Genomic DNA, 23,133 nt, shown 5'->3' with positions numbered 1-23,133 from the left:
GGTGGCCCGCTCGACCTGGCACGATGGACGGGTGACCGCGCCTTCGACGCCCCACGGGCAGCCGCCGCACTTTCCGTCGTATCCCGGCGCGGGGGAGAACGGCCCCACCGAGCCCGGCGGTGAACACATGTCCCTCGGCGCGGAAGCGCTCCGCGGGCTGCTGATCGCCCTGCTCGTCGGGGTGGGCGGCGTCGTGCTCGGGCTGGTCTGGCTGTGGCTCTCACCGCGCATCCCCATGGTGTCGGACGGCAAGAACGTCTACCTCAAGGACACCGAGGGGGAGCAGGCGATCGGCAGCGACGGCACGTTCGTCCTCATCTCGGTGGTGCTGGGCGCGGTGAGCGCGGCCGTCGTCTTCTGGCGGTACCGCCACGGCGGCGTGGGCGTCGTGCTCGGCCTCGCGGCCGGCGGTGCGCTGGCCGCCCTGATCGGCTGGCGGATCGGCGTCTGGCTCGGGCCCTCCACGGACATCGCGGCGCACGCGAAGGCGGTGGGGCCGGGGGTGGTGTTCGACGGGCCGCTGAAGCTGCGGGCGATGAGTGCGCTGGTGGCGTGGCCGGCGGCGGCGACGGTGACGCATCTCGTTCTGACGTCCGCGTTCGGGCCTCGTGACAGTGAGCCCGCGGTTCCGCGCTGGTAGGGGGTTTCCCCCCGCCCCCCCTGCTTTCGGTGGGGACCCCAGCCCTTGCTGCTCGTCGGGCGGGTCCTCCGGTACGGGTGCGGCGCCGTCGGGCGTCCGCGGACCGTACGGCGGTGCGGGCCCGCCTGCGGCGGCTGGGAACGGTGCGGCTGACAGCCGTCGCGGGCGCCCGTGCGGTCGGGTCCGCCGTTGTGCGGCGGTCGGTCGGTCGCAGTGTCCGCGGGCCGCGGGTGCAGGCCCACTACGCCCACTACGCCCACTACGAGGACGGCCCTCAGCCGCACCGATCGCACGCACCGGACACCGCGAGCCCCGTTCTGCGGGCGGACGGCGGTCTAGGCGCGTGCGTTCGGTGCGGCTGTCGCCGAGGTGAGGTGGGTCAGGGCGCCGGGGGTGAGTTCGACCTCCAGACCGCGTTTGCCGGCGGAGACGAAGACCGTTTCGTGGGTGAGGGCGGAGGCGTCGATGACGGTGGGGAGGAGTTTGCGCTGGCCGAGGGGGGAGATGCCGCCGCGGACGTAGCCGGTTGTGCGTTCGGCCGCGGCGGGGTCGGCCATGGCCGCGCGTTTGCCGCCGGCCGCGACGGCCAGTGACTTGAGGTCGAGGGTCGCCGAGACGGGGACGACGGCCACCGTCAGGGAGCCGTCCACCTCGGCGACGAGGGTCTTGAAGACGCGGTCGGGCGCCACGCCCAGCGCGGACGCGGCCTCCTGGCCGTAGGACAGCCCGGAGGACGGGTCGTGCGCGTATGCGTGGACCGTGAAGGGCACGCCGGCCTTCTCCAGGGCGACGGTGGCAGGCGTACCCCCGCTCGTGCGGGACCTCTTCGCCATCAGTTCGCGCTGATCGGCTGCTGGGTGAGGTCCACCGCCGGGAGGGACGGCAGCTTCTCGATGACCGCGGTCTCGCGCCGCAGCAGGCGGAGCTCCGCGGCGAGGCGCGCCGCGGAGTCCGGGGCTTCCAGCAGTCGCTGCTTCGCGGAGGTCTCGGCGACCATCGCCGCCGCGACCAGGTAGGACAGGACGGTGGGGTCGTCCGGCAACTCCTGGACCGACAGGCTGCGCTCGCGGGTGCCGGCCAGCCGCTTCTGGTACCTGCCGAAGACCCGCTTCACCTCGGCGGCCAGCGGCTCCGCTCCCTGGCCCGTGGCGTCCGGGATCTCCTCCACCTCAGCGGTCAGGTAGTCGCCGGTGGCGTCCACGGTGATCAGTTTGAAGCGGGTGATGCCGGTGGCGACCAGTTCGTAGCCGCCCGCGGCCCGTTCGGCGATGCCCGCCGCGTCCGCGACGCACCCGAAACCGTGGAGCGCGGCCAGCGGGTCGTCGCCCAGCCCCGCGGCGGGCCCGGTGGCGCGGCCCTCCTGCCCGGTGGGCGAGATCTCCCGGCCGTTCTTTATGGCGACCACCCCGAACCGGCGGGGTGCGGCCTCGGGCAGCGCGAGCAGATCACGGACGAGGGCGCGGTACCGCTCCTCGAACACGTTCAGCGGCAGTACCAGGCCGGGGAAGAGCGCCGAGCTGAGCGGGAAGAGCGGAAGGCGATCGGTCACAGTGAGCCAGGGTACGGGCATGACAGCCCCCTTCGGCACCCGCTGTCCGCCGCGGCTCCCGGCCTGGTACGACCCCGCCGCCCGCGACGGCCCCCGCTTCCGTGACACCCCGCCTCCTGCGACCCCGCGCCCGCGGGCCCTGTCCGCCGTGGCCCCCGTCCGCTGTGACCCCCGCCCGCTACGACCCCCGCCTCAGTAACCGCGACGCCCCCGCCGCGGCCGTCGTCGCGAGCATCCACCCCACCAGGGTCAGCGTGGACGCCACCCACTGCGAGAGCCCGGTCTCCCGCCACGCGTTGTCCTGGCCGAGGTTGATCACGGGCAGCAGCAGGTCCAGGGCGTAGAGCGCGGGGCTCCAGTGCGGGAGGTAGTCGCTGCCGGCCGGGGGCGGGGCCGGGTGGACCGCGAACCACAGCGCGCCGAGAGCCCACAGGAACGCCATCCAGACCGCCGCCCGGCCGGGACGGTAGCCGTACCCGACGGTGACGTCCTGGAGCCAGCCCCAGACGCGGCCCGCGACCGGCAGCGTCTCGCGGCGGCGGCGCTGCTTGGCGAGCAGCACTTCGCGGGCCTCGGCGTCCTCGCCCGCCTCGCGCAGTGCGGTGGCCAGCCGTTCGTACGGTTCCGGGCTGTACTCCGGGGTGGCCGCGTGCAGCCAGGCGATCCGGGACCGCAGCGGGAAGTCCGCCAGCGGGGTCAGGCCCTCGTAGGAGAAACCGCGCAGCGAGAGCCGGCCGGGGGCGGGCCAGCTGACGGGGGAGTCGGTGAGCTTGCCGACCCGGGCGCCGGCCAGCGAGACGACCCCGGTGGGCGGCGCGCCCGGGGCGAACCGCAGTTCCGGGGTCTGGACGCGCCGCAGCGACACCTGCTGGTCCTCGCCGAGCCGGAACCGCGCCCGGCTGATGATCACCGCGTTGCCGAACCGCCCGTCGTCCAGTCGCAGCCCGCCCTCGCAGACGAAGTCCCGGGTCTCCACGCCGGCCGGCGGCCGGGTGTCGCCGGGGGAGCCCTCCATCGCGTTCCACCCCGCGCTCAGGTAGAGGGTGTGCTCCACGGTGACCCGGGCGGCGTTCAGCGCATAGCGCCCGTACGGGTTGCGCAGGGTGCTGCCGCGCAGGCTGAGCCGGCCGCCGATCCGGGCGCTGCGCAGGCTGAACTCGCCGGTGACCCGCATCAGTTCGGCGTCCACGTCCTGGCCCACGGTCAGCCCGTCGGCGGTGATCGCCCGGCTGTGCCGGTCCCGCCGTACGGTGAGCTGGTTGAGCAGCAGGTCGGTGCCGATCTGCGCGTCGGTGAGCCGGATACCCGCGCCGACCACGCACTGCGGCAGATGCAGATCGCCGGTGACCTGGAGCCGGGCCGCCTCCAGCCGGGGTATCAGGCAGCGGACCAGCCGCATGCTGCCCGCCTGGCACTCCTGGAGCAGGACCTGCTCGTCGAAGCGGCAGCCGTCCAGTTGGAGGTACGGGGTGACGGTGCCGCCCGCCAGCGTCAGCCGGCCGCTGATCCGTACCCCCGTCAGTTTCAGCGCCGCCACCCGGCCGGGCGCGGCCGGCGGACCGTCCAGCAGCAGTTCGGCGACGGCCTGGGCGCGTACCGTGCGCTCCGCGCCCCACTCGGCCCCGCCCAGGGGATCGTCCTCCTCGGCCCGCCCGGTGCGCAGATCGCAGGTACGGCCGGACCGGAAGGCCCGCCACATCCGCTGCTCGGTCGGCGTCCAGTCCTGCGGCGGCGTCCCGCCCTGCTCCTCGGCCACGATCGTCTCGCCCTCCCCGTGGTAGCGCGGCCACACGCTAGCGCGTCATCCCGGCCGATCGGCCGCCACCCCGTATCACGGAGTGGAACTGCGGAACGCCCCGCATACCCGGGTCTCTACACTTGGCACCGTGATCTCCCGAATCGACCTGCGCGGCCCCGCCTTCCCGGAGGGCGGGATCGACCGCGACCTGCTGCCCCGAGCCGAGTTCGACGTGGAGGCGGCGCTGGACACAGTGCGGCCGATCTGCGAGGACGTACGCCATCGCGGCACGGCGGCGGTCATCGAGTACGGGGAGCGGTTCGACGGGGTGCGTCCGGAGCGGCTGCGGGTCTCGGCCGAGGCCCTGGAGCAGGCCCTGGCCGGCCTCGACGCGGGTGTGCGGGCGGCCCTGGAGGAGTCCGTCCGCCGGGCCAGGATCGTGCACCGCGAGCAGCGGCGTACCGATGTCACCACCCAGGTCGTGCCCGGCGGCACCGTCACCGAGCGGTGGGTGCCGGTCCAGCGGGTCGGGCTGTACGTGCCCGGCGGCCTCGCCGTCTATCCGTCGTCCGTGGTGATGAACGTGGTGCCCGCGCAGGAGGCCGGGGTGGACGCCGTCGCGGTCGCCTCGCCGCCGCAGCGCGCGTTCGGCGGCCTCCCGCACCCGACCATCCTCGCGGCCTGCGCGCTGCTCGGCGTGGACGAGGTGTACGCGGCCGGCGGCGCCCAGGCGATCGCCATGTTCGCCTACGGCACCGACGAGTGCCGCCCGGTGAACCTGGTCACCGGCCCCGGCAACATCTACGTGGCCGCCGCCAAGCGCCTGCTCAAGGGCCGGATCGGCATCGACGCCGAGGCCGGGCCCACCGAGATCGCCGTCCTCGCCGACGCTTCCGCCGAGCCCGCGCACGTCGCCGCCGACCTGATCAGCCAGGCCGAGCACGACCCGCTGGCCGCCGCGGTGCTGGTCACCACCTCGCCCGGGCTGGCCGACGCGGTGGACAAGGAACTGGACGTCCAGGTCGCCGCGACCAGGCACCGCGACCGGATCGCCACCGCGCTGTCCGGCCGCCAGTCCGCGACCGTGCTGGTCGACACCCTCGACCAGGCCCTCGCGGTGGTGGACGCGTACGCCGCCGAGCACCTGGAGATCCAGACCGAGGACGCCGCCGCCGTCGCCGCCCGGGTACGGAACGCGGGCGCCGTTTTCGTCGGCCCGCACGCCCCGGTCTCCCTCGGCGACTACTGCGCGGGTTCCAACCACGTGCTGCCCACCGGCGGCTGCGCCTGCCACTCCTCGGGCCTGTCCGTCCAGTCCTTCCTGCGCGGCATCCACGTGGTGGACTACACGCGCGACGCCCTCGCCGAGGTCGCCCACCACGTGGTGGCGCTGGCCGAAGCGGAGGACCTGCCGGCTCACGGGGCGGCGGTCACTGTTCGTTTCGGCGGAGCCGAACCGGTCAAGGACAGTGGCGGAGCCGAACCGGTCAAGGACAGTGGCGGAGCCGAACCGCTCAAGCACAACGCTGAAGGGCGGCCCCGGTGACCCGTAACCCCTCTGTTCCCGAATGGGGTGAACTCCCCATTCGCGACGAACTGCGCGGCCAGTCCCCCTACGGTGCCCCGCAGCTCGACGTCCCGGTGCGCCTGAACACCAACGAGAACCCGTACCCGCTGCCCGAGCCGCTGGTCGCCCGGATCGCCGAGCGCGTCGCCGAGGCCGCCCGCGGGCTCAACCGCTACCCCGACCGGGACGCGGTGGAGCTGCGCACCGGCCTGGCCGCGTACCTGACCCGGACCGCCGGCCACCGGGTGGGCCTGGACCAGGTGTGGGCCGCCAACGGCTCCAACGAGGTCATCCAGCAGTTGCTCCAGACCTTCGGCGGCCCCGGCCGCAGCGCGCTCGGATTCGAGCCCTCGTACTCGATGCACGCGCTGATCTCCCGCGGTACCGGCACCGGCTGGATCTCCGGGCCGCGCAGCGAGGACTTCACCATCGACATGGCCGCGGCGACCCGCGAGATCGCACGTCGCCGGCCCGAGGTGGTGTTCATCTGCTCGCCCAACAATCCGACCGGCACGGCCGTCGCCGCCGAGACCGTACGCGCGCTGTACGACGCCGCGCAGGCCGCGAAGCCGTCCCTGGTGGTGGTGGACGAGGCGTACGGCGAGTTCTCGCACCGCCCGTCGCTGCTGCCGCTGATCGAGGGCCGCCCGCACCTCGTGGTGACCCGTACCATGTCCAAGGCGTTCGGCGCGGCCGGGCTCAGGCTCGGCTACCTGGCCGCCGACCCGGCGGTCGTGGACGCCGTACAGCTCGTCCGACTGCCCTACCACCTCTCGTCGATCACCCAGGCGACCGCGCTGGCCGCGCTGGAGCACACCGACACGCTGCTCGGCTATGTCGAGCAGCTCAAGCGGGAACGGGACCGGCTGGTCGCCGAACTGCTGGCGATCGGCTTCCAGGTCACCGCGTCCGACGCCAACTTCGTGCAGTTCGGGCGGTTCGCCGACAGCCACGCGGCCTGGCAGGCCATCCTCGACCACGGCGTTCTGGTACGGGACAACGGCGTCCCCGGCTGGCTCCGGGTCACGGCCGGCACCCCGGCGGAGAACGACGCGTTCCTGGACGCGGCCCGCACAGTTTTCAAGGAACACCGTACGGAGGAGTCCGCATGACCCGCGTGGGCCGCGTGGAGCGCACCACCAAGGAGACGTCCGTCGTCGTGGAGATCGACCTCGACGGTACCGGGCAGGTGTCCGTCGGTACCGGTGTCGGCTTCTACGACCACATGCTCGACCAGCTCGGCCGGCACGGCCTGTTCGACCTCAGCGTGAAGACCGAGGGCGATCTGCACATCGACTCGCACCACACGATCGAGGACACCGCGCTCGCGCTCGGCGCCGCCTTCCGGCAGGCGCTCGGCGACAAGGTCGGCATCTACCGCTTCGGCAACTGCACGGTCCCGCTGGACGAATCCCTCGCCCAGGTGACCGTCGACCTGTCCGGCCGCCCCTACCTGGTGCACACCGAGCCGGAGAACATGGCGCCGATGATCGGCAGCTACGACACGACGATGACCCGGCACATCCTGGAGTCCTTCGTCGCGCAGGCGCAGATCGCCCTCCATGTCCACGTCCCGTACGGGCGTAACGCCCACCACATCGTGGAGTGCCAGTTCAAGGCGCTGGCCCGCGCTCTGCGCTACGCCAGCGAGCGCGATCCGCGGGCCGCCGGCATCCTGCCGTCGACGAAGGGCGCACTGTGAGCGACGCACGCGTGGCCGGCGGCCCGCACAGGCAGTTCGGCGCGGGGTTTTGCCGCGTGGGCGGAGAAGTGAACCGGAAGGTGCTGTGAACACGTACGCGAGCCTCTTCATCCTGATCGGCCTGTTCCTGGCCGGCGGGGTCTACTCCTTCTGGAAGCAGAAGCAGTCCAAGAGCGTCATCGCGGTGATGGCGATCGGCTCCGTGATGTCGCTCGCGGCCGGACTGCTCCGGCTCTAGGGGGTGGTGGGCATGACGAAGAGCGTGGTGGTGCTGGACTACGGGTTCGGCAACGTGCGGTCCGCGGAGCGCGCGCTCGCCCGGGCCGGCGCCGAGGTCGAGATCACCGCCGACTACGAAAAGGCGATGAACGCCGACGGGCTGCTCGTTCCCGGCGTCGGCGCGTTCGCCGCCTGCATGACCGGGTTGAAGGACGTCCGCGGCGACTGGATCGTCGGCCGGCGGCTGGCCGGCGGGCGGCCGGTGCTGGGGATCTGCGTCGGCATGCAGATCCTCTTCGCCCGGGGCATCGAGCACGGTGTGGAGACCGAGGGCCTGGACGAGTGGCCCGGCGTGGTCGAGCCGCTGAACGCCCCGGTCGTCCCGCACATGGGCTGGAACACCGTCGACGCGCCCCAGGACTCGCGGCAGTTCGCCGGCCTGGACGACGACGCCCGCTTCTACTTCGTGCACTCCTACGCCGTCCGCGCCTGGGACCTTCAGGCGCACAACGACCGTATCCGTGCGCCCAAGGTCGCCTGGACCACGCACGGCGAGCCGTTCGTCGCCGCGGTGGAGAACGGCGCGCTGTGGGCCACGCAGTTCCATCCCGAGAAGTCCGGTGACGCCGGGGCGCGGCTGCTGGCCAACTGGCTGGACACGCTGTAGCCCTTCCACCGCCCGTCCCGTACGGTTCCGCTCACCCGGACTCCGCAGCATTCAGACCCCGCCTCACTCAGGCGGCCCCGCCTCACTCAGATCCCGCCGACCGACTCCCCTAGGACCGCGACCCGATGACCAAGCTCGAACTCCTCCCCGCCGTCGATGTCCGGGACGGCCAGGCCGTACGCCTCGTCCACGGCGAGTCCGGCTCCGAGACGTCGTACGGCGAACCGCTCGCCGCCGCGCTGGCCTGGCAGCAGGCCGGTGCGGAGTGGCTGCACCTGGTGGACCTCGACGCGGCCTTCGGCACCGGCGACAACCGCGAGCTCATCGCCGAGGTGGCCCGCACCATGGAGATCAAGGTCGAGCTGTCCGGCGGCATCCGCGACGACGACACGCTCGCCGCGGCGCTCGCCACCGGCTGCACCCGGGTCAACCTGGGCACCGCCGCGCTGGAGTCCCCGGAGTGGGTCGCCAAGGTGATCGCCGAGTACGGCGACAGGATCGCGGTCGGCCTGGACGTCCGCGGCACCACGCTGCGCGGGCGCGGCTGGACCCGGGACGGCGGCGACCTGTACGAGACGCTGGCCCGGCTGGACTCCGAGGGCTGCGCGCGGTACGTCGTCACCGACATCGCCAAGGACGGCACTCTCCAGGGGCCCAACCTGGAACTGCTGGCCAACGTGTGCGCGGCCACCGACAAGCCGGTCGTCGCCTCGGGCGGCGTGTCCAGCCTGGACGACCTGCGGGCCGTCGCCGGCCTCGTGCCACGGGGTGTGGAAGGCGCGATCGTCGGAAAGGCGCTCTACGCGAAGGCGTTCACGCTTCAAGAGGCCCTGGAGGCAGTGTCACGATGACCGAGACCCCCGCTGTGCGGCGTACGCAGTCCGAAAGTCCCTGGGAGGAGACGATCGGCTTCGCGCGTGCCGTCGCCGCGGGGGACCGGGTCCTGGTCTCCGGCACGATGCCGCTGATCGGCGGCCTGGTGCGCGGCGAGGGCAGTCCGTACGACCAGACGCTGCTCGCCTTCCGTAACGCGCTCGCCGCGCTGGAGCCTTTCGGACTCGGCGTGGAGAGTGTCATCAGGACCCGGATGTACCTCAGCCACGTACGGGACGTGGACGACGTCGGCCGCGCCCACCGGGAGCTGTTCGGGGCGGTGCGGCCCGCTGCCACCATGGTCGTGGTGGCCGGCTTCACCGACTCCCGGGTACTGGTCGAGGTGGAGCTGGAAGCGTACCGGGACGCTTCCCGAGAAGCCTCCCAAGAGCCGTTGCCGTTGCAAGGAGAGTCCGCATGAGCCTCGCGGTCCGAGTCATCCCCTGTCTCGACGTGGACGCCGGCCGCGTCGTCAAGGGAGTCAACTTCCAGAACCTGCGGGACGCGGGCGACCCGGTGGAGATGGCCAAGCTGTACGACGCGGAGGGCGCCGACGAGCTGACCTTCCTGGACATCACCGCCTCCTCCGGCGACCGCGCGACCACCTACGACGTGGTGCGCCGCACCGCCGAGCAGGTCTTCATCCCGCTCACCGTGGGCGGCGGGGTGCGCAGCGCGGACGACGTGGACCGGCTGCTGCGGGCCGGCGCCGACAAGGTGGGTGTCAACACCGCGGCCATCGCCCGGCCCGAGCTGATCCAGGAGATCGCCGAGCGCTTCGGGCGGCAGGTGCTGGTGCTGTCGGTGGACGCGCGCCGCACTCCCACGGGGTCGTTCGAGGTCACCACGCACGGCGGCCGGCGCGGCACCGGCATCGACGCGGTCGAATGGGCGCACCGCGCCGCGGAGCTGGGCGCCGGCGAGATCCTGCTGAACTCGATGGACGCGGACGGTACGAAGGACGGCTACGACACCGAGATGATCGCCGCCGTCCGCAAGCACGTCGCGGTCCCGGTGATCGCCTCCGGCGGCGCGGGCAGGCTGGACGACTTCCCGCCGGCGGTGGCGGCCGGCGCCGACGCGGTCCTGGCGGCATCCGTTTTCCACTTCGGTGACCTCCGCATAGGTGAGGTCAAGTCGGCCCTCCGCGCAGCCGGCCACACCGTCCGCTGACCCCGCACGGCCGTTCCTCCCCGACCGAGATCCCGCCGGCTCGGGGGCACGCCCACCGCGCCCGTACAGGAAAGAGGTCTCGCCGCCGAGGTGGCGGGGCCCACGCCCGCTGTTCGGTGCGGCTGTCGCCGCCCCGGGCGCGACGCGGACCTGGGGGTCAGCGGGGTGCTGGGCAACGGCCGGCGGTGTGGCCGGCGTGCTCGCCCCGGCGGTGCCTGCCGCCGAACTCCCCGAGCCGCCGAACTCCCGGAGCGGTGAACTCCCGGAGCCGTCGAGCCCGGTGATCGGCGGTGGGTGACGGGTCAGACGCCGAGCTTCGCCGCGTACGCCTTCGCCACCGCGTCCGCGTCACCCTCGGTCGTCACCTTCGCCGCGGCCTGGCGGCCGAAGGCGAAGAGGGTCAGCTCGGAGGGTTCTCCGGTCACCGTCACGACCGGGGAGCCCTTGTGGGCCACCACGGTCTGGCCGTCTGGGCGGCGCAGGACCAGGCCGACCGGGGAGCGGCGGCCCAGGGCGCGGGCGATGCGTTCCAGGCGGGTCCACAGCGCGTCGGCGAAGACCGGGTCGATCGGCCGCGGCGTCCAGTCGGGGGCGGCGCGGCGGACGTCCTCGGCGTGGACGAAGAACTCGACGGTGTTGGCCGCCTCGTCCAACTGTTTGACGCCGAACGGGGACAGCCGCGGCGGCCCGGTCCTGATGAGCTGCACCAGCTCCTCGTACGGCTTGCCCGCGTACTCCCGGCGGACCCGGTCGAGGCGGTCCGCGAGCAGCGGGATGAAGGCTCCGGCGGCGGCGTCCCCACGGCGTTCGCGTACCACCACATGGGCGGCGAGGTCACGGGTGGTCCAGCCGGCGCACAGCGTCGGGGCGTCGGGCCCCGACCGCTCCAGGAGGTCGGCGAGGAGCAGACGTTCACGCTGTGCATGTGTCGACATGACGCCAGATTAGTCCTCCGGCGGGTGTACGTCCGCTCCTCGCCGCGCGGCAGGAACAGCGGCTCAGCCGACCGGCTCAGCCGAGCGGGCTGTAGAGCTTCTTGCCGTTGGTGCCGTTGTTACGGGTCAGCGAGCAGGTGACCGTCTTGCGGCTCTGGAGCTGGTACGTGACGAGCTTGGGGAAGAGCGCGTACGGGTAGTACGTACGGCCGTCGGCCGGCAGGTGCTTCCGGGCGTCCGCCGTGCACAGCTCCAGCGCCTTGTTCTGGATCTCGGTGTCGCTGGAGAAGCTGCCGGACAGCGTCTCGTTGGCGACCACCTGCGCGTCGTGCGCGGAGCTGCACGAGCGGGTCGTCACCTCGTCCACGGTGGGCGACAGGGTCGGCGCGTCGAAGCACTTGCCCGGGGCCAGCACCACGTACGGCACGACCTTCTCGGTCGGTGTGGCGCTCGGGGTGTAGCTGGGCAGGTCCGTCGGCAGGTCCAGGCTCGGAGTCTCGGTCGGCAGCGTGAAGGTGGGCGTCGGGAGACTACTGGGCAGGTCGCTCGGCAGGGTGATCGACGGGTTGCCGGTGGGCTTGGCCGTGTCGTCCTTCTTGCTGTCGCTGCCGACCGCCAGCGCCACGCCGCCGATGATCGCGCCGATCACCACGACCGCGCCGATCGCTATCCAGGCGTTGCGCTTGCCGTTGTTCGGGGGCGGCGGGGGCGGCGGGTAGGCGCCGCCCTGCTGCGGGTAGCCGTAGCCGGGCGGGAGCGGCGGCCCGGGCTGGCCGGGCGGGCCGTAACCGCCGCCTTGCGGGTACCCGTACGGGTCGTTGCCGCCCTGCTGCGGGTAGCCGTACGGCTCGCCGCCCTGCTGCGGATACCCGTAGCCGGGAACGCCGCCGCTCGGCGGCGGGGGCGGCGGAGGGCCGAAGCCCTGGGGCGGACCGAAACCGCCGCCCTGGTCAGGGGGCGGCGGTGGACCGTTTGGCGGCGGTGGTGGAAAACCCATGCAGGCAGGATGCCCCATACGGGTGACATCAGCGACCCACTACCGGATGACAGACAACCCGCATGCCCTTTTTGCCGGTTCATGAGGCTTTTCTGGCGGGGGAGGACCGTGGGCGCACGCTGCGGGAAGACGGGGCGCACGCTGCGGGGACACCGGGCGCACGACCCGGGAGGACCGGCGGCACAATGGGAGCCATGCCCGCCACCACCTCGCTCGACCCCGCCGTCGCCGCCCGGCTCAAACGCAACCCGGACGGCCTGGTGCCCGCCATCGCCCAGCAGTACGACACCGGTGAGGTGCTGATGCTCGGCTGGATGGACGCCGAGGCCCTGCACCGCACCCTCACCACCGGCCGCTGCACGTACTGGAGCCGCAGCCGCCGCGAGTACTGGGTCAAGGGCGACACGTCGGGCCACGTCCAGCACGTCAAGTCGGTCGCGCTGGACTGCGACGGCGACACCGTACTGGTCCGGGTGGACCAGGTGGGCGCCGCCTGCCACACCGGGGACCGGACCTGCTTCGATGCCGACGTCCTGCTGACCGCACCGGGCCAGTAGTCCGGCACGTCCGCAGGCCAGTAGGGTCGCGCCCATGGACCTCGAAACCTTCCGCAAACTCGCGGTCGACCGCCGAGTCATCCCGGTCAGCCGCCGCTTCCTCGCGGACGGCGACACGCCCGTCGGCCTCTACCGCAAACTCGCGGGCGAGCGGGTCGGGACGTTCCTGCTGGAGTCGGCGGACGGGGGCACCTCCCACACCGTAGGCGGTGGTGGAGGGAGGTCATGGTCCCGCTACTCCTTCGTCGGGGTGCGGTCCGCCGCCACGCTGACCGTACGCGACGGGCAGGCGCACTGGCTGGGAACACCGCCGGTCGGTGTCCCGGTGGACGGCGACCCGCTGGAGGCGCTGCGGGCCACGCTGACGGCGCTGCACACCCCGCGCGACCTGGCATCCGGGATGCCGCCGTTCACCGGCGGCATGATCGGCTACCTCGGCTACGACGTCGTACGCCGGCTGGAGCGGATCGGCGAGCACGGCGAGGACACCCTGCGGCTGCCCGAACTGACCATGCTGCTCAGCTCGGACCTCGCCGTCCTCGACCACTGGGACGGCACCGTGCTGCTGATCGCCAACGCGATCAACCACAACGACCGGGACACCGGCATCGACGAGGCGTACGCCGACGCGATCGCCCGGCTCGACACGATGGAGGCCGACCTCGCCAAGCCCGTGCCCACCGCGCCGGTCGCGCTGCCGCCGTCCGAGCTGCCCGCCTACACCGCGCGCTGGGGCGGCGAGGAGTTCATGACGGCGGTGGAGGACATCAAGGAGCGCATCCGCGCGGGCGAGGCCTTCCAAGTCGTGCCGTCACAGCGGTTCGAGACGCCGTGCGAGGCGAGCGCGCTGGACGTCTACCGCGTGCTGCGGGCCACGAACCCGAGCCCGTACATGTATCTGCTGCGCTTCCCCGGCGACGGCGACGGCGGCGGATCGGGCTTCGACGTGGTCGGCTCCAGCCCCGAGGCACTGGTCAAGGTCGAGGACGGCCACGCCATGGTGCACCCGATCGCGGGCACCCGGCCGCGCGGCGCCACCCCGCAGGCCGACATGGCGCTCGCCGAGGAACTCCTCGCCGACCCCAAGGAGCGCGCCGAGCACCTGATGCTGGTCGACCTCGGCCGCAACGACCTGGGCCGGGTCTGCCTGCCCGGCAGTGTGGAAGTGGTCGACTTCATGTCCGTCGAGCGGTACTCGCACGTGATGCACATCGTCTCGACCGTCACCGGCCGGGTCGCCGAGGGCCGTACCGCCTTCGACGTACTGACCGCCTGCTTCCCGGCGGGCACGCTGTCCGGCGCGCCCAAGCCGCGCGCCATGCAGATCATCGAGGAGCTGGAGCCCTTCCGGCGCGGCCTGTACGGCGGCTGCGTCGGCTATCTGGACTTCGCCGGGGACTCCGACACCGCGATCGCGATCCGCACCGCGCTGCTGCGCGACGGCACCGCGTACGTCCAGGCGGGCGCGGGTGTCGTCGCCGACTCCGACCCGGTCGCGGAGGACATGGAGTGCCGCAACAAGGCGGCCGCGGTGCTGCGCGCGGTGGCGACTGCGAACCGGATCACGGCCGCGGGGCAGCCGGGCCTCGCGGGACCCCGCCGCGGTCGGCTCGAAGCGGACCGGGGATAGTGGAGGGGTGAACGCGACATCGGCTGCGCCCGAGCCCCAGGGACACCGAGGCCGGACGGCGTCCGGGGCTGCGACCGTGACCGGCGCCGCCACGGCGTCGGGTGAAGTGACCGCGCCGGGCCACTCCTCGCCCGGCGCCGGCGCTTCCGCGGTCGGGATCTCCGCGCCCGCTTCTGCCGCGCCCGCTTCTGCCGCGCCCGCTTCCGCGGTGCCTGCGGACGCTCCGGATGTGGCGCCCGACTCCGCCGTGCCCGCGGGTGGGGTGGTTGGCGTGCCCGTTTCCGCGGTGCCCGCGGATGGCGTGGCCGGGGCGCCCATTGCTGTCGTGCCCAAAACGGGCGAGGTGGACGCCGTGCCCGCTTCTGTCGTGCCCGCGGATGACGTGGCTGGTGTGCCCGTTCCTGTCGTGCCCGCGGACGACGTGGACGCCGTGCCCGCGGACACTCGGGACACCGCGCCCGCGGACGCTCCGGACGCCGTGCCCGACCCCGCCGCCGGCACCTGGCAGAGTGCCCGTCGCGCGCTGGCCGCCGCGCTGCCGGCCGGGGCGCTCGGTGCGGCGCTCGTCCTGGTGGCCGCGGGCAAGACGTGGACGCGGGGGACCGCGGCCGTCGGGGCGGGCCGGCTGCCGGTGCACGCGACCGGGACCGACACCACCGCGCTGCCCGGCGCGCTCGCCCTGGTCGGGCTGGCCGCACTCGTCGCCGTCTTCGCGGTACGGCGGGCCGGGCGGTACGCCGTCTCGACGCTGCTCACCCTCAGCGGGCTCGGCGTGGTGATCACCGCGCTGGCCCGCCACGGCGACCACGCCGCCCTCGACTCCGCCGCCGCGCGCGCCACCGGGCTCAGCCACGCCACCGCCGCGCGCTTCGGCACCACCTCCTGGCCGCTGGTCGCCGTGGCCGGGGGGCTGCTGCTGCTGATCGCGGGCCTGCTCGCGCTGCGCTACGGACCCGGGTGGCCGGCCATGTCCGGCCGGTACGACCGGCCCGGCGCCCGTACCTCCGTACGCGGCCGCGCCGCCGCCCCCGCGCCGGTCGATCCGGACCGGGCCGAGGACCTGTGGAAGGCGCTCGACCGCGGCGAGGACCCGACCCGCACCCCGCGCTGACCTCGCGGGCGCGCCCCGGCGCACGGCCCGCCGCACGGACGCGCAACAATGGGGAGGACGAAGTGGGCGACGAGACACGTCCCCGACCGAGACTCACAGGGAGCTTTCATGGCGGGCCATGACCACGGACACACCCTTGCCGCCTGGACCGGCGTGACCATCTCCTTCATCGGCTTCTGCGTCTCCGGTGCTTTCATCATCGCCGCGCAGCCGGTCGGTTTCTGGGCGGGCATCGCCCTGACCCTTCTCGGCGCCGTCGTCGGCGGCGGGATGAAGATGATGGGCCTGGGCCGGAAGGAGGAGCCGCCCGTGCTCGAGGCGGCGGAGCGGGCCGAACTGGAGCAGTCCCCGGTCCGCGTCAACGCCTGACTGCTTTTCGCCCCCCAGCGAGGCGCAGCGGCCGGCCCCGGCCCGCTGCGCCTTTGTACGTCCCGGGGCACAATCGACGGCGTGACCCTCTCCCGCGAGCCGGCGACCGTACGAGCCGCGGGCCTGCGCCGTGGCGCCGTACCGCTCGCCGTACTCGGCGCGGCCGCCGCGGCCTTCGCCTACGTGGCCGACGTCGACCCCAACGCCCCCGGGCACTATCCCGTCTGCCCGTTGCTGCACTACACCGGGGTGTACTGCCCCGGGTGCGGGGGGCTGCGCAGCGCGTACGCGGTGGCGCACGGGCATTTCGGGACGGCGGTCGGGTGCAACGCGGTGGCCGTCGCCGGGTACGGGCTCTTCGCGGTCCTGTGGGCGGTGTGGTTCGGCCGGGCGGTGCGCGGGCGGGCGTTCGCGCCGACGCTGCGGCCCTGGCAGGCGTGGGCGCTCGGCGCCCTGCTGGTCGCCTTCACCGTTGTCCGGAACCTGCCCTTCGGCGCGGCCCTGGCGCCGTGAGCCCGGCGGGCGGCCGAAGGGCCTTCGGCGGACGTTTGTCCAGGTGGTGAGGGTGTGGCTCACCGGATGCGGGGAGTCCGCCCGGCGCCGGATACCATCGACAGTGCCGGTGATCCTCATCGCTGGCTTGATCATTTCGATACTGGGGTCGGCCGGAAGGGAAGTTCTCGCGTGAGTGTGCTCGACGAGATCATCGACGGAGTCCGGGCTGACCTCGCCGAGCGGCAGGCCCGTGTTTCCCTGGACGACCTCAAGGAACGGGCCACCCGGGCGCGGGACGCGACGGACGGCGTCGCGGCCCTGCGCGGCGACAGCGTCAAGGTCATCTGCGAGGTCAAGCGGTCCAGCCCGTCCAAGGGCGCGCTCGCCGCGATCGCCGACCCGGCGGGGCTCGCCGCCGACTACGAGGCGGGCGGCGCGGCGGCGATCAGCGTCCTCACCGAGCAGCGCAGGTTCGGCGGTTCGCTGGCCGACCTCGAAGCGGTCCGCGCCAAGGTCGACATCCCGGTGCTCCGCAAGGACTTCATCGTCACCTCCTACCAGTTGTGGGAGGCGCGTGCGTACGGCGCCGACATCGCGCTGCTGATCGTGGCCGCCCTCGACCAGGGCGCACTGGTCTCCCTGATCGAGCGGGCCGAGTCCATCGGGCTCACCGCGCTGGTCGAGGTGCACGACGAGGAAGAGGTCGCGCGGGCGGTCGACGCGGGGGCCCGCGTCATCGGTGTGAACGCGCGGAACCTCAAGACGCTCGAGGTGGACCGCTCGACGTTCACCCGCGTCGCCCCGGAGATCCCCGATCACATAGTCAAGATCGCGGAGTCCGGGGTCCGGGGGCCGCACGATCTGATCGCCTATGCGAACGACGGTGCGGACGCCGTACTCGTCGGCGAGTCGCTGGTCACGGGTCGCGACCCGCGCGCCGCGGTCGCCGATCTGGTGGCCGCGGGGGCGCACCCCGCACTGCGCTTCGGCCGCGACTGACTGCGTCACTGTACGGGGCGGTGTGCGGCTGCCCGTCCGGGCGGAACCCCTCGCCTGGCGGCCGCGGGGTACAGCCCGCCCGCCCGTAGAACACTTCCACGGCTTCCGGACCCCGGCGGGCTTCCGGACCCCGGCGGTCCCCGATGCGGGCTTCCCGCCGCCGACGGCGGCGACCGGTCACGAGGCGGCCCGCGGACGACATCGCGTCCGCACGGCTGGTGCGGGTGGGAGAATCCCCCGCGCAACCCCCGCGCCGCAGGCTCGGGCACCCCCACAGGCGGGACACGGGCGGCCGGTAGACTGCCAGGCGTGCCCCTGACGACGCGCCTCGCTCCCGGTTGCCGCCCGCGCGGTTGCCGCGCACCCGCCCGCCGGGTGCTGGGCAGGCGAGTGCGGTACGTCATCGGGTGCGAGCCGGGCCAGGTGAACGGAAGGCGATGGCGTCGCGGCTGACCCGCGACCGACCACCTCACCCCGACGCCCAGCCGTCGACGTCACGCGCCGCAGGGCTCCTGCCCGCGCGCCACGTCACGTCCGGCCGCGTCCCACACCTGCCAGGGAACCCCATGTCAGAAAAACCCGACTTCTTTCTCCCGGACCCGGAAGGCATCACCCCCAGCCCCGAAGGCTACTTCGGGGCCTTCGGCGGCAAGTTCATCCCGGAGGCGCTGGTCGCCGCCGTGGACGAGGTCGCCGCCGAGTACGAGAAGGCCAAGGCGGACCCCGCCTTCGCCGCCGAGCTGAACGAGCTCATGGCCAACTACACGGGCCGGCCCAGCGCCCTGACCGAGGTGTCGCGGTTCGCCGCGGAGGCGGGCGGCGCGCGGGTCTTCCTCAAGCGGGAAGACCTCAACCACACCGGCTCACACAAGATCAACAACGTGCTGGGGCAGGCCCTGCTGACCAGGCGGATGGGCAAGACCCGGGTCATCGCCGAGACCGGGGCCGGCCAGCACGGCGTCGCCACCGCCACCGCGTGCGCGCTCTTCGGCCTCGACTGCACCATTTACATGGGTGAGGTCGACACCCGGCGGCAGGCCCTGAACGTGGCCCGGATGCGCATGCTCGGCGCCGAGGTCGTCGCCGTGAGGTCCGGCAGCCGCACCCTGAAGGACGCCATCAACGAGGCGTTCCGCGACTGGGTCGCCAACGTGGACCGTACGCACTACCTCTTCGGTACGGTGGCCGGCCCGCACCCCTTCCCCGCGCTCGTCCGCGACTTCCACCGGGTGATCGGCGTCGAGGCCCGCCGGCAGCTCCTGGAGCGCACCGGGCGGCTGCCCGACGCCGCAGTGGCCTGCGTCGGCGGCGGCTCCAACGCGATGGGTCTGTTCCACGCGTTCCTGCCCGACACCGGCGTCCGGCTGGTCGGCTGCGAACCCGCCGGGCACGGCGTGGAGACCGGCGAGCACGCCGCGACCCTGACCGCGGGGGAGCCCGGCATCCTGCACGGCTCCCGCTCCTACGTCCTCCAGGACGACGAGGGCCAGATCACCGAGCCGTACTCCATCTCCGCCGGTCTCGACTACCCGGGCGTCGGCCCCGAGCACGCCTACCTGAAGGACAGCGGGCGCGCCGAGTACCGGGCCGTCACCGACGACGCGGCGATGCAGGCCCTGCGGCTGCTCTCCCGTACCGAGGGCATCATCCCCGCCATCGAGAGCGCCCACGCCCTGGCCGGGGCGCTGGAGCTCGGCCGCGAACTGGGCCCCGACGCCGTGCTGCTGGTCAACCTCTCCGGCCGTGGCGACAAGGACATGGACACCGCGGCCCGCTACTTCGGGCTGTACGACGAGGGGGCGGCGAAGTGACCGGGGCGATGGAGCAGCGCAGCCGGGATGCAGCGGAGGTCGGGGGTGCGGGGCGAGGGACGAGTGGGGTGCGCCCGGCCGTAGTGGAGTCGAGGCGGAGCGTGACCGGAAACACAGCGTTGCTGGAACAGGCCATCGCGGGCGCCAAGGCGGAGAACCGCGCGGCGCTCGTCGCCTACCTCCCGGCCGGGTTCCCGACCGTGGAGGCCGGGATCGAGGCTGTGAAGGCCGTCTTCGAGGGCGGCGCGGACATCGTCGAGGTCGGGCTGCCGCACAGCGACCCGGTTCTGGACGGCCCGGTCATCCAGACCGCCGACGACATCGCGCTGCGCGGCGGTGTACGGATCGCCGACGTGCTGCGTACGGTCCGCGAGGCGCACGACGCCACCGGGAAGCCGGTACTGGTGATGACGTACTGGAACCCGGTCGACCGGTACGGCACCGAGCGGTTCGCCGCCGAGCTGGCCGAGGCGGGCGGCGCGGGCTGCATCCTGCCCGACCTGCCGGTCGAGGAGTCCGAGAAGTGGCGGAAGGCGGCCGAGCAGCACGGGCTGGCCACCGTGTTCGTGGTCGCGCCGTCCAGCCGGGACGAACGGCTCGCCAAGATCACCGCGGCCGGTTCCGGCTTCGTCTACGCGGCCTCGCTGATGGGCGTCACCGGCACCCGCGCCAGTGTCGGCGCGCAGGCGGCCGACCTGGTCCGCCGTACCCGCGCCACCACCGACCTGCCGGTCTGCGTGGGCCTGGGCGTCTCCGACGCCGCCCAGGCCGCGGAGGTGGCCGCCTTCGCCGACGGTGTGATCGTCGGCTCGGCCTTTGTCAAGCGGCTGCTCGACCACGCCGACGACCTGTCCGCGGGCCTGGCCGCCGTACGGGAGCTGGCCGCCGAACTGGCGGAAGGCGTGCGTACCCGCCGCTGACCGCGCCGCGGGGCGACCGCACCGGCCGCCCGACACGCCGCCGGTTCACTCCCAGGGTGGATTCTGGTCACCCCGGAGGGCGAAAAACGGTGTGGGGAGGCGCGACGCGCCTTCCCACACCGTTGTGCACGGGCGTGAGCCAGAAGAACCGTGAAGGAAAGCGCAGCGCCCGCGAGGCGCTGCGGGAACAGCGCGCCAAGGACCAGGCCCGGGCCAAACGGAAGCGGGCCCTCGTGGTGGCCGCCGGGGTGGTCGCCGTGCTGGCGGCCGCCGCCGGCATCGGGGTGGCCGTCGCCGACCGCGACAGCGGCGGCAGCGACTCGTCGTCCGGATCGACGGTCGCGCCCAAGGGGGCGACCGGCAAGGACAACCTCGTGATCCCGGTCGGCGCCGCCGGCGCGCCCTCCACCCTGACGATCTACGAGGACTTCCGCTGCCCGGCCTGCGAGGCCTTCGAGAAGGCGTTCACGCCGGCCATCCAGAGCCTGGAGGGAACCGGGCAGCTCCGCACCGAGTACCACCTGGTGACGCTCATCGACGGCAACCTCGGCGGCTCCGGCTCGCTGAACGCCGCCAACGCCGCCGCGTGCGCACAGGACCAGGGCAAGTACCGCGCCTACCACGACGTCCTCTATGCCAACCAGCCCGACGAGCGGGACGACGCGTTCGGCGACAAGAACACCCTGCTGCGGCTGGCCGACAAGGTCAGCGGTCTCAGGACACCCGCGTTCACCGCGTGCGTGACGGACGGCACCCACAACGGCTGGGTCGCCAAGTCCAACGACGCCTTCGGCGCGTCCGGGTACAACTCCACGCCGACCGTCCTGCTGAACGGCAAGGCGGTCTACGGCAGCGCCACCGCCCCGCTCACCCCGGACGCGTTCAAGCGGATGGTCGCCGAGGCGAACAAGGGAAAGCCGGCCGGAAAGGTCACCCCCGCACCGCCCTCCTGAGCCGCACTCCAGCCCGGCGGGCCCCTCGCGGGACGCGCACGTTATCCATACGTAGCCGGGCGGGTTGCCCCACCACCCGCCCGGCACGGTAGCGTCGGTCATTGCCATGGACCTCGCATTCATTCCCAGCCCGTCGCACGGGGTGGTCCACCTCGGACCGATCCCCCTGCGCGGCTACGCGTTCTGCATCATCGTCGGTGTCTTCGTGGCCGTCTGGCTCGGCAACAAGCGGTGGATCGCCCGCGGCGGCTCGGCGGGCACGGTCGCGGACATCGCCGTGTGGGCGGTGCCGTTCGGCCTGATCGGTGGCCGCCTCTACCACGTGATCACCGATTACCAGCTGTACTTCACCGACGGCAAGGACTGGGTCGACGCCCTCAAGATCTGGCAGGGCGGGCTCGGGATCTGGGGTGCGATCGCCTTCGGCGCGCTCGGCGCGTGGATCGGCTGCCGCCGCCGCGGCATCGCGCTCCCGGCATACGCGGACGCCATCGCGCCCGGAATCGCCCTCGCGCAGGCGATCGGCCGCTGGGGCAACTGGTTCAACCAGGAGCTGTACGGCAAGCCGACGGATCTGCCGTGGGCGCTGAAGATCAGCGAGGGCGGCGACCGGGTCGCGGGCACGTACCACCCGACCTTCCTGTACGAGTCCCTGTGGTGCGTCGGTGTCGCCCTGCTGGTCATCTGGGCGGACCGCCGCTTCAGGCTCGGCCACGGGCGGGCGTTCGCGCTGTACGTCGCCGCGTACTGCGTCGGCCGCGCGTGGATCGAGTACCTGCGGGTGGACGACGCACACCACATCCTGGGCCTGCGTCTCAACGACTGGACGGCGGCCATCGTCTTCGCGGCGGCGGCCCTCTACTTCGTCCTGTCCGCCCGGCTCCGCCCGGGCCGCGAGGAGACCGTGGAACCGGCCCTCGCGGCCGGCTCGTCGCGGTCCGAGGACGCGGCGGAGTCCGAGGAGGTGGAGCCCGAGGACGCGGACCCCGTCGACGAGGTCACCGCCAGAGCCACCGACGCGGGCACCACCGCCGAGGACACCGACACGGCCACCGCCGAGGACACCGACGCGGCCACCGCCGAGGACACGCACGCGGCCACCGCCGAGGACACGCACGCGGTCACGGTCTCCGCCTCGGAGGATTCCGCCGACGAGGCGGCCGACGCCCCGCCCGGCGCGAAGGCCCGCAACTCCCGCGCCTGACCCCGCAGGAAGCCCCCGTCATCCGCGTTCTCCCAGGTCAGGGCAGCCTTTCCTTGCTGGCGGCCGGGCGTTTTCCCCCGTACCGTCATGGCGAACGCGCTGTGGAGCGGGTGGCACCGGCCGCCCGGGGGAGGGGTGAGGGCTATGACTGCGGCTGTCGAGGAGCAGGCGGCACCGTCGCCGTACCACGTCCCCCACCACTCGCACCGCGACGTCAGCGGCGGCTGGCTGCGGCCGGCCGTGTTCGGGGCCATGGACGGCCTCGTGTCCAACCTCGCCCTGATGACCGGTGTGGCCGGCAGCGATGTGACGTCCCACACCCTCGTGGTGACGGGGCTGGCCGGCCTCGCGGCGGGTGCCTTCTCGATGGCGGCCGGCGAGTACACCTCGGTCGCCTCCCAGCGTGAGCTGGTCGAGGCCGAGCTGGCCGTCGAGCGGATCGAGCTGGTCCGCAATCCCGAGGGCGAGCTGCGCGAACTGGCCGAGCTGTACGTGGCGCGCGGTGTGGAGCCCGAGCTCGCCCACGAGGTGGCCAGGCAACTGTCCGCCGATCCCGAGCAGGCGCTGGAGATACACGCCCGCGAGGAACTGGGTGTGGACCCGTCCGACCTGCCGTCGCCGGCGGTGGCCGCGGCCTCCTCGTTCGTCTCCTTCGCGCTGGGCGCGCTGCTGCCCGTACTGCCCTGTCTGCTGGGCGCCACGGTGTTGTGGCCCGCGGTGCTCTGCGCGCTGCTCGGCCTGTTCGGCTGCGGCGCGGCTGTGGCAAGGGTCACAGCGCGCTCCTGGTGGTACAGCGGGCTGCGGCAGCTCATCCTGGGCGCGGCGGCCGGTGGGGTTACCTTCGTACTGGGCGCGCTCATCGGTACCGCCGTCGCCTGAGCCGGAGACCCCGGCCGCCGACCCCGGCCTCAGTGGGCCGGGCACAGCCCGAAGCCCCGTATTTCCTTCTCGTTTCAGCACCCGTCAATCGGGGCATCACACGTGGGCGCACCGGCAGAGCCGCCTGTTTGCGCACCGACAGTTC

General features: G+C 73.2%; 25 protein-coding genes and 1 pseudogene. 21 read left to right on the top strand and 5 right to left on the bottom strand.

Features of this window, described 5'->3' with window-relative positions; genetic code table 11:
• Positions 1–31: 31 nt before the first annotated feature.
• Positions 32–640, top strand: a complete 609-nt coding sequence (locus tag VIW71_RS24090) for an ABC transporter permease (RefSeq protein WP_331624678.1) — start codon at positions 32–34, stop codon at positions 638–640.
• A 335-nt stretch (positions 641–975) separates the two neighbouring features.
• On the opposite strand, the gene ybaK is transcribed toward VIW71_RS24090, so the two are convergent.
• The 3 genes from ybaK to VIW71_RS24075 all read right to left on the bottom strand — a co-directional run bounded on the left by ybaK (position 976) and on the right by VIW71_RS24075 (position 3,888).
• On the bottom strand, positions 976–1,473 hold the full coding sequence (gene ybaK, locus VIW71_RS24085; protein WP_331624676.1) for a Cys-tRNA(Pro) deacylase: 498 nt from the start codon (positions 1,471–1,473) through the stop codon (positions 976–978).
• A complete protein-coding gene (locus tag VIW71_RS24080) occupies positions 1,473–2,210 on the bottom strand; it encodes an LON peptidase substrate-binding domain-containing protein (protein WP_331624675.1) in 738 nt (245 codons plus the stop codon). Before VIW71_RS24080 ends, ybaK begins: the two co-directional genes overlap by 1 nt.
• A 157-nt stretch (positions 2,211–2,367) precedes the next feature.
• Positions 2,368–3,888: an oxidoreductase gene (locus VIW71_RS24075; RefSeq protein ID WP_331624700.1), complete on the bottom strand. Its 1,521-nt coding sequence runs from the start codon at positions 3,886–3,888 to the stop codon at positions 2,368–2,370.
• 187 nt (positions 3,889–4,075) lie between these two features.
• Here VIW71_RS24075 and hisD point away from each other — a divergent pair.
• The 8 genes and pseudogenes from hisD to hisF form a co-directional block, all read left to right on the top strand.
• Positions 4,076–5,386 (top strand): annotated as a pseudogene (gene hisD, locus VIW71_RS24070) (histidinol dehydrogenase); the annotation flags it as partial.
• 83 nt (positions 5,387–5,469) lie between these two features.
• Positions 5,470–6,606, top strand: a complete 1,137-nt coding sequence (locus VIW71_RS24065) for a histidinol-phosphate transaminase (RefSeq protein ID WP_331624674.1) — start codon at positions 5,470–5,472, stop codon at positions 6,604–6,606.
• Complete coding sequence (gene hisB / locus VIW71_RS24060) at positions 6,603–7,196, top strand: imidazoleglycerol-phosphate dehydratase HisB (RefSeq protein WP_331624672.1); 594 nt, start codon at positions 6,603–6,605, stop codon at positions 7,194–7,196. The genes VIW71_RS24065 and hisB overlap by 4 nt, the downstream gene beginning before the upstream one ends.
• An 85-nt stretch (positions 7,197–7,281) precedes the next feature.
• Positions 7,282–7,434, top strand: coding sequence for a hypothetical protein (locus tag VIW71_RS24055; protein WP_331624670.1), 153 nt, complete (start codon positions 7,282–7,284; stop codon positions 7,432–7,434).
• Positions 7,435–7,446: 12 nt separating this feature from the next.
• Complete coding sequence (hisH, locus tag VIW71_RS24050) at positions 7,447–8,082, top strand: imidazole glycerol phosphate synthase subunit HisH (protein ID WP_331624669.1); 636 nt, start codon at positions 7,447–7,449, stop codon at positions 8,080–8,082.
• A 125-nt stretch (positions 8,083–8,207) separates the two neighbouring features.
• Positions 8,208–8,933, top strand: coding sequence for a bifunctional 1-(5-phosphoribosyl)-5-((5-phosphoribosylamino)methylideneamino)imidazole-4-carboxamide isomerase/phosphoribosylanthranilate isomerase PriA (gene priA / locus VIW71_RS24045; RefSeq protein WP_331624667.1), 726 nt, complete (start codon positions 8,208–8,210; stop codon positions 8,931–8,933).
• Positions 8,930–9,376, top strand: a complete 447-nt coding sequence (locus VIW71_RS24040) for a RidA family protein (RefSeq protein WP_331624666.1) — start codon at positions 8,930–8,932, stop codon at positions 9,374–9,376. Before priA ends, VIW71_RS24040 begins: the two co-directional genes overlap by 4 nt.
• Positions 9,373–10,128, top strand: coding sequence for an imidazole glycerol phosphate synthase subunit HisF (gene hisF, locus VIW71_RS24035; RefSeq protein ID WP_331624665.1), 756 nt, complete (start codon positions 9,373–9,375; stop codon positions 10,126–10,128). Before VIW71_RS24040 ends, hisF begins: the two co-directional genes overlap by 4 nt.
• 302 nt (positions 10,129–10,430) lie before the next feature.
• Here hisF and VIW71_RS24030 read toward each other — a convergent pair whose 3' ends face one another.
• Both VIW71_RS24030 and VIW71_RS24025 read right to left on the bottom strand, forming a co-directional pair.
• Positions 10,431–11,063 carry a TIGR03085 family metal-binding protein gene (locus VIW71_RS24030; RefSeq protein WP_331624664.1) on the bottom strand — a complete coding sequence of 211 codons (633 nt, stop codon included), beginning with the start codon at positions 11,061–11,063 and terminating at the stop codon, positions 10,431–10,433.
• A 76-nt stretch (positions 11,064–11,139) separates the two neighbouring features.
• Positions 11,140–12,060: a hypothetical protein gene (locus VIW71_RS24025; protein WP_331624663.1), complete on the bottom strand. Its 921-nt coding sequence runs from the start codon at positions 12,058–12,060 to the stop codon at positions 11,140–11,142.
• A 185-nt stretch (positions 12,061–12,245) separates the two neighbouring features.
• Between VIW71_RS24025 and hisI the strand changes: the two genes are divergently transcribed.
• The 12 genes from hisI (at position 12,246) to VIW71_RS23970 (ending at position 22,988) form a co-directional block, all read left to right on the top strand.
• Entirely contained in the window at positions 12,246–12,617 is a 372-nt protein-coding gene (gene hisI, locus VIW71_RS24020) for a phosphoribosyl-AMP cyclohydrolase (RefSeq protein WP_414720826.1), read from the top strand.
• 34 nt (positions 12,618–12,651) lie between these two features.
• On the top strand, positions 12,652–14,247 hold the full coding sequence (locus tag VIW71_RS24015; RefSeq protein WP_331624661.1) for an anthranilate synthase component I: 1,596 nt from the start codon (positions 12,652–12,654) through the stop codon (positions 14,245–14,247).
• A 421-nt stretch (positions 14,248–14,668) separates the two neighbouring features.
• Positions 14,669–15,358, top strand: a complete 690-nt coding sequence (locus VIW71_RS24010; protein WP_414720827.1) for a TIGR02234 family membrane protein — start codon at positions 14,669–14,671, stop codon at positions 15,356–15,358.
• Between the two features lie 108 nt (positions 15,359–15,466).
• On the top strand, positions 15,467–15,727 hold the full coding sequence (locus VIW71_RS24005; RefSeq protein WP_331624660.1) for an HGxxPAAW family protein: 261 nt from the start codon (positions 15,467–15,469) through the stop codon (positions 15,725–15,727).
• An 81-nt stretch (positions 15,728–15,808) separates the two neighbouring features.
• A complete protein-coding gene (locus VIW71_RS24000) occupies positions 15,809–16,240 on the top strand; it encodes a DUF2752 domain-containing protein (RefSeq protein ID WP_331624659.1) in 432 nt (143 codons plus the stop codon).
• A gap of 171 nt (positions 16,241–16,411) precedes the next feature.
• Positions 16,412–17,221 carry an indole-3-glycerol phosphate synthase TrpC gene (trpC, locus tag VIW71_RS23995; protein WP_331624658.1) on the top strand — a complete coding sequence of 270 codons (810 nt, stop codon included), beginning with the start codon at positions 16,412–16,414 and terminating at the stop codon, positions 17,219–17,221.
• A 309-nt stretch (positions 17,222–17,530) separates the two neighbouring features.
• Positions 17,531–17,674: a tryptophan biosynthesis modulator TrpM gene (gene trpM / locus VIW71_RS26675; RefSeq protein ID WP_414720825.1), complete on the top strand. Its 144-nt coding sequence runs from the start codon at positions 17,531–17,533 to the stop codon at positions 17,672–17,674.
• A gap of 113 nt (positions 17,675–17,787) precedes the next feature.
• Entirely contained in the window at positions 17,788–19,032 is a 1,245-nt protein-coding gene (trpB, locus tag VIW71_RS23990; protein ID WP_331624657.1) for a tryptophan synthase subunit beta, read from the top strand.
• A gap of 101 nt (positions 19,033–19,133) precedes the next feature.
• A complete protein-coding gene (trpA, locus tag VIW71_RS23985; protein ID WP_331624656.1) occupies positions 19,134–19,952 on the top strand; it encodes a tryptophan synthase subunit alpha in 819 nt (272 codons plus the stop codon).
• Between the two features lie 134 nt (positions 19,953–20,086).
• A complete protein-coding gene (locus VIW71_RS23980; protein ID WP_331624654.1) occupies positions 20,087–20,905 on the top strand; it encodes a DsbA family protein in 819 nt (272 codons plus the stop codon).
• A 106-nt stretch (positions 20,906–21,011) separates the two neighbouring features.
• The gene (lgt, locus tag VIW71_RS23975) at positions 21,012–22,109 is read left to right on the top strand and encodes a prolipoprotein diacylglyceryl transferase (protein WP_331624652.1); all 1,098 of its coding nucleotides are present in this window, start codon (positions 21,012–21,014) and stop codon (positions 22,107–22,109) included.
• A 144-nt stretch (positions 22,110–22,253) separates the two neighbouring features.
• Entirely contained in the window at positions 22,254–22,988 is a 735-nt protein-coding gene (locus tag VIW71_RS23970) for a VIT1/CCC1 transporter family protein (RefSeq protein WP_331624651.1), read from the top strand.
• Positions 22,989–23,133 lie beyond the last annotated feature (145 nt).

Origin of the sequence: Streptomyces sp. (assembly GCF_036524955.1) — a bacterium.
GTDB lineage: Bacteria > Actinomycetota > Actinomycetes > Streptomycetales > Streptomycetaceae > Actinacidiphila.
The sequence above is the reverse complement of the archived record's forward strand: the minus strand, read 5'-3'. Positions and strand labels throughout refer to the sequence as shown.

Bases quoted from the DNA above. Each gene is read 5' to 3' on its own strand.
- ybaK (WP_331624676.1), bottom strand. From the start codon at position 1,473: ATGGCGAAGAGGTCCCGCACGAGCGGGGGTACGCCTGCCACCGTCGCC.
- VIW71_RS24080 (WP_331624675.1), bottom strand. From the start codon at position 2,210: ATGCCCGTACCCTGGCTCACTGTGACCGATCGCCTTCCGCTCTTCCCG.
- VIW71_RS24075 (WP_331624700.1), bottom strand. From the start codon at position 3,888: ATGTGGCGGGCCTTCCGGTCCGGCCGTACCTGCGATCTGCGCACCGGG.
- hisB (WP_331624672.1), top strand. From the start codon at position 6,603: ATGACCCGCGTGGGCCGCGTGGAGCGCACCACCAAGGAGACGTCCGTC.
- hisH (WP_331624669.1), top strand. From the start codon at position 7,447: ATGACGAAGAGCGTGGTGGTGCTGGACTACGGGTTCGGCAACGTGCGG.
- priA (WP_331624667.1), top strand. From the start codon at position 8,208: ATGACCAAGCTCGAACTCCTCCCCGCCGTCGATGTCCGGGACGGCCAG.
- VIW71_RS24040 (WP_331624666.1), top strand. From the start codon at position 8,930: ATGACCGAGACCCCCGCTGTGCGGCGTACGCAGTCCGAAAGTCCCTGG.
- hisF (WP_331624665.1), top strand. From the start codon at position 9,373: ATGAGCCTCGCGGTCCGAGTCATCCCCTGTCTCGACGTGGACGCCGGC.
- VIW71_RS24030 (WP_331624664.1), bottom strand. From the start codon at position 11,063: ATGTCGACACATGCACAGCGTGAACGTCTGCTCCTCGCCGACCTCCTG.
- VIW71_RS24025 (WP_331624663.1), bottom strand. From the start codon at position 12,060: ATGGGTTTTCCACCACCGCCGCCAAACGGTCCACCGCCGCCCCCTGAC.
- hisI (WP_414720826.1), top strand. From the start codon at position 12,246: ATGGGAGCCATGCCCGCCACCACCTCGCTCGACCCCGCCGTCGCCGCC.
- VIW71_RS24015 (WP_331624661.1), top strand. From the start codon at position 12,652: ATGGACCTCGAAACCTTCCGCAAACTCGCGGTCGACCGCCGAGTCATC.
- VIW71_RS24005 (WP_331624660.1), top strand. From the start codon at position 15,467: ATGGCGGGCCATGACCACGGACACACCCTTGCCGCCTGGACCGGCGTG.
- trpB (WP_331624657.1), top strand. From the start codon at position 17,788: ATGTCAGAAAAACCCGACTTCTTTCTCCCGGACCCGGAAGGCATCACC.
- lgt (WP_331624652.1), top strand. From the start codon at position 21,012: ATGGACCTCGCATTCATTCCCAGCCCGTCGCACGGGGTGGTCCACCTC.
- VIW71_RS23970 (WP_331624651.1), top strand. From the start codon at position 22,254: ATGACTGCGGCTGTCGAGGAGCAGGCGGCACCGTCGCCGTACCACGTC.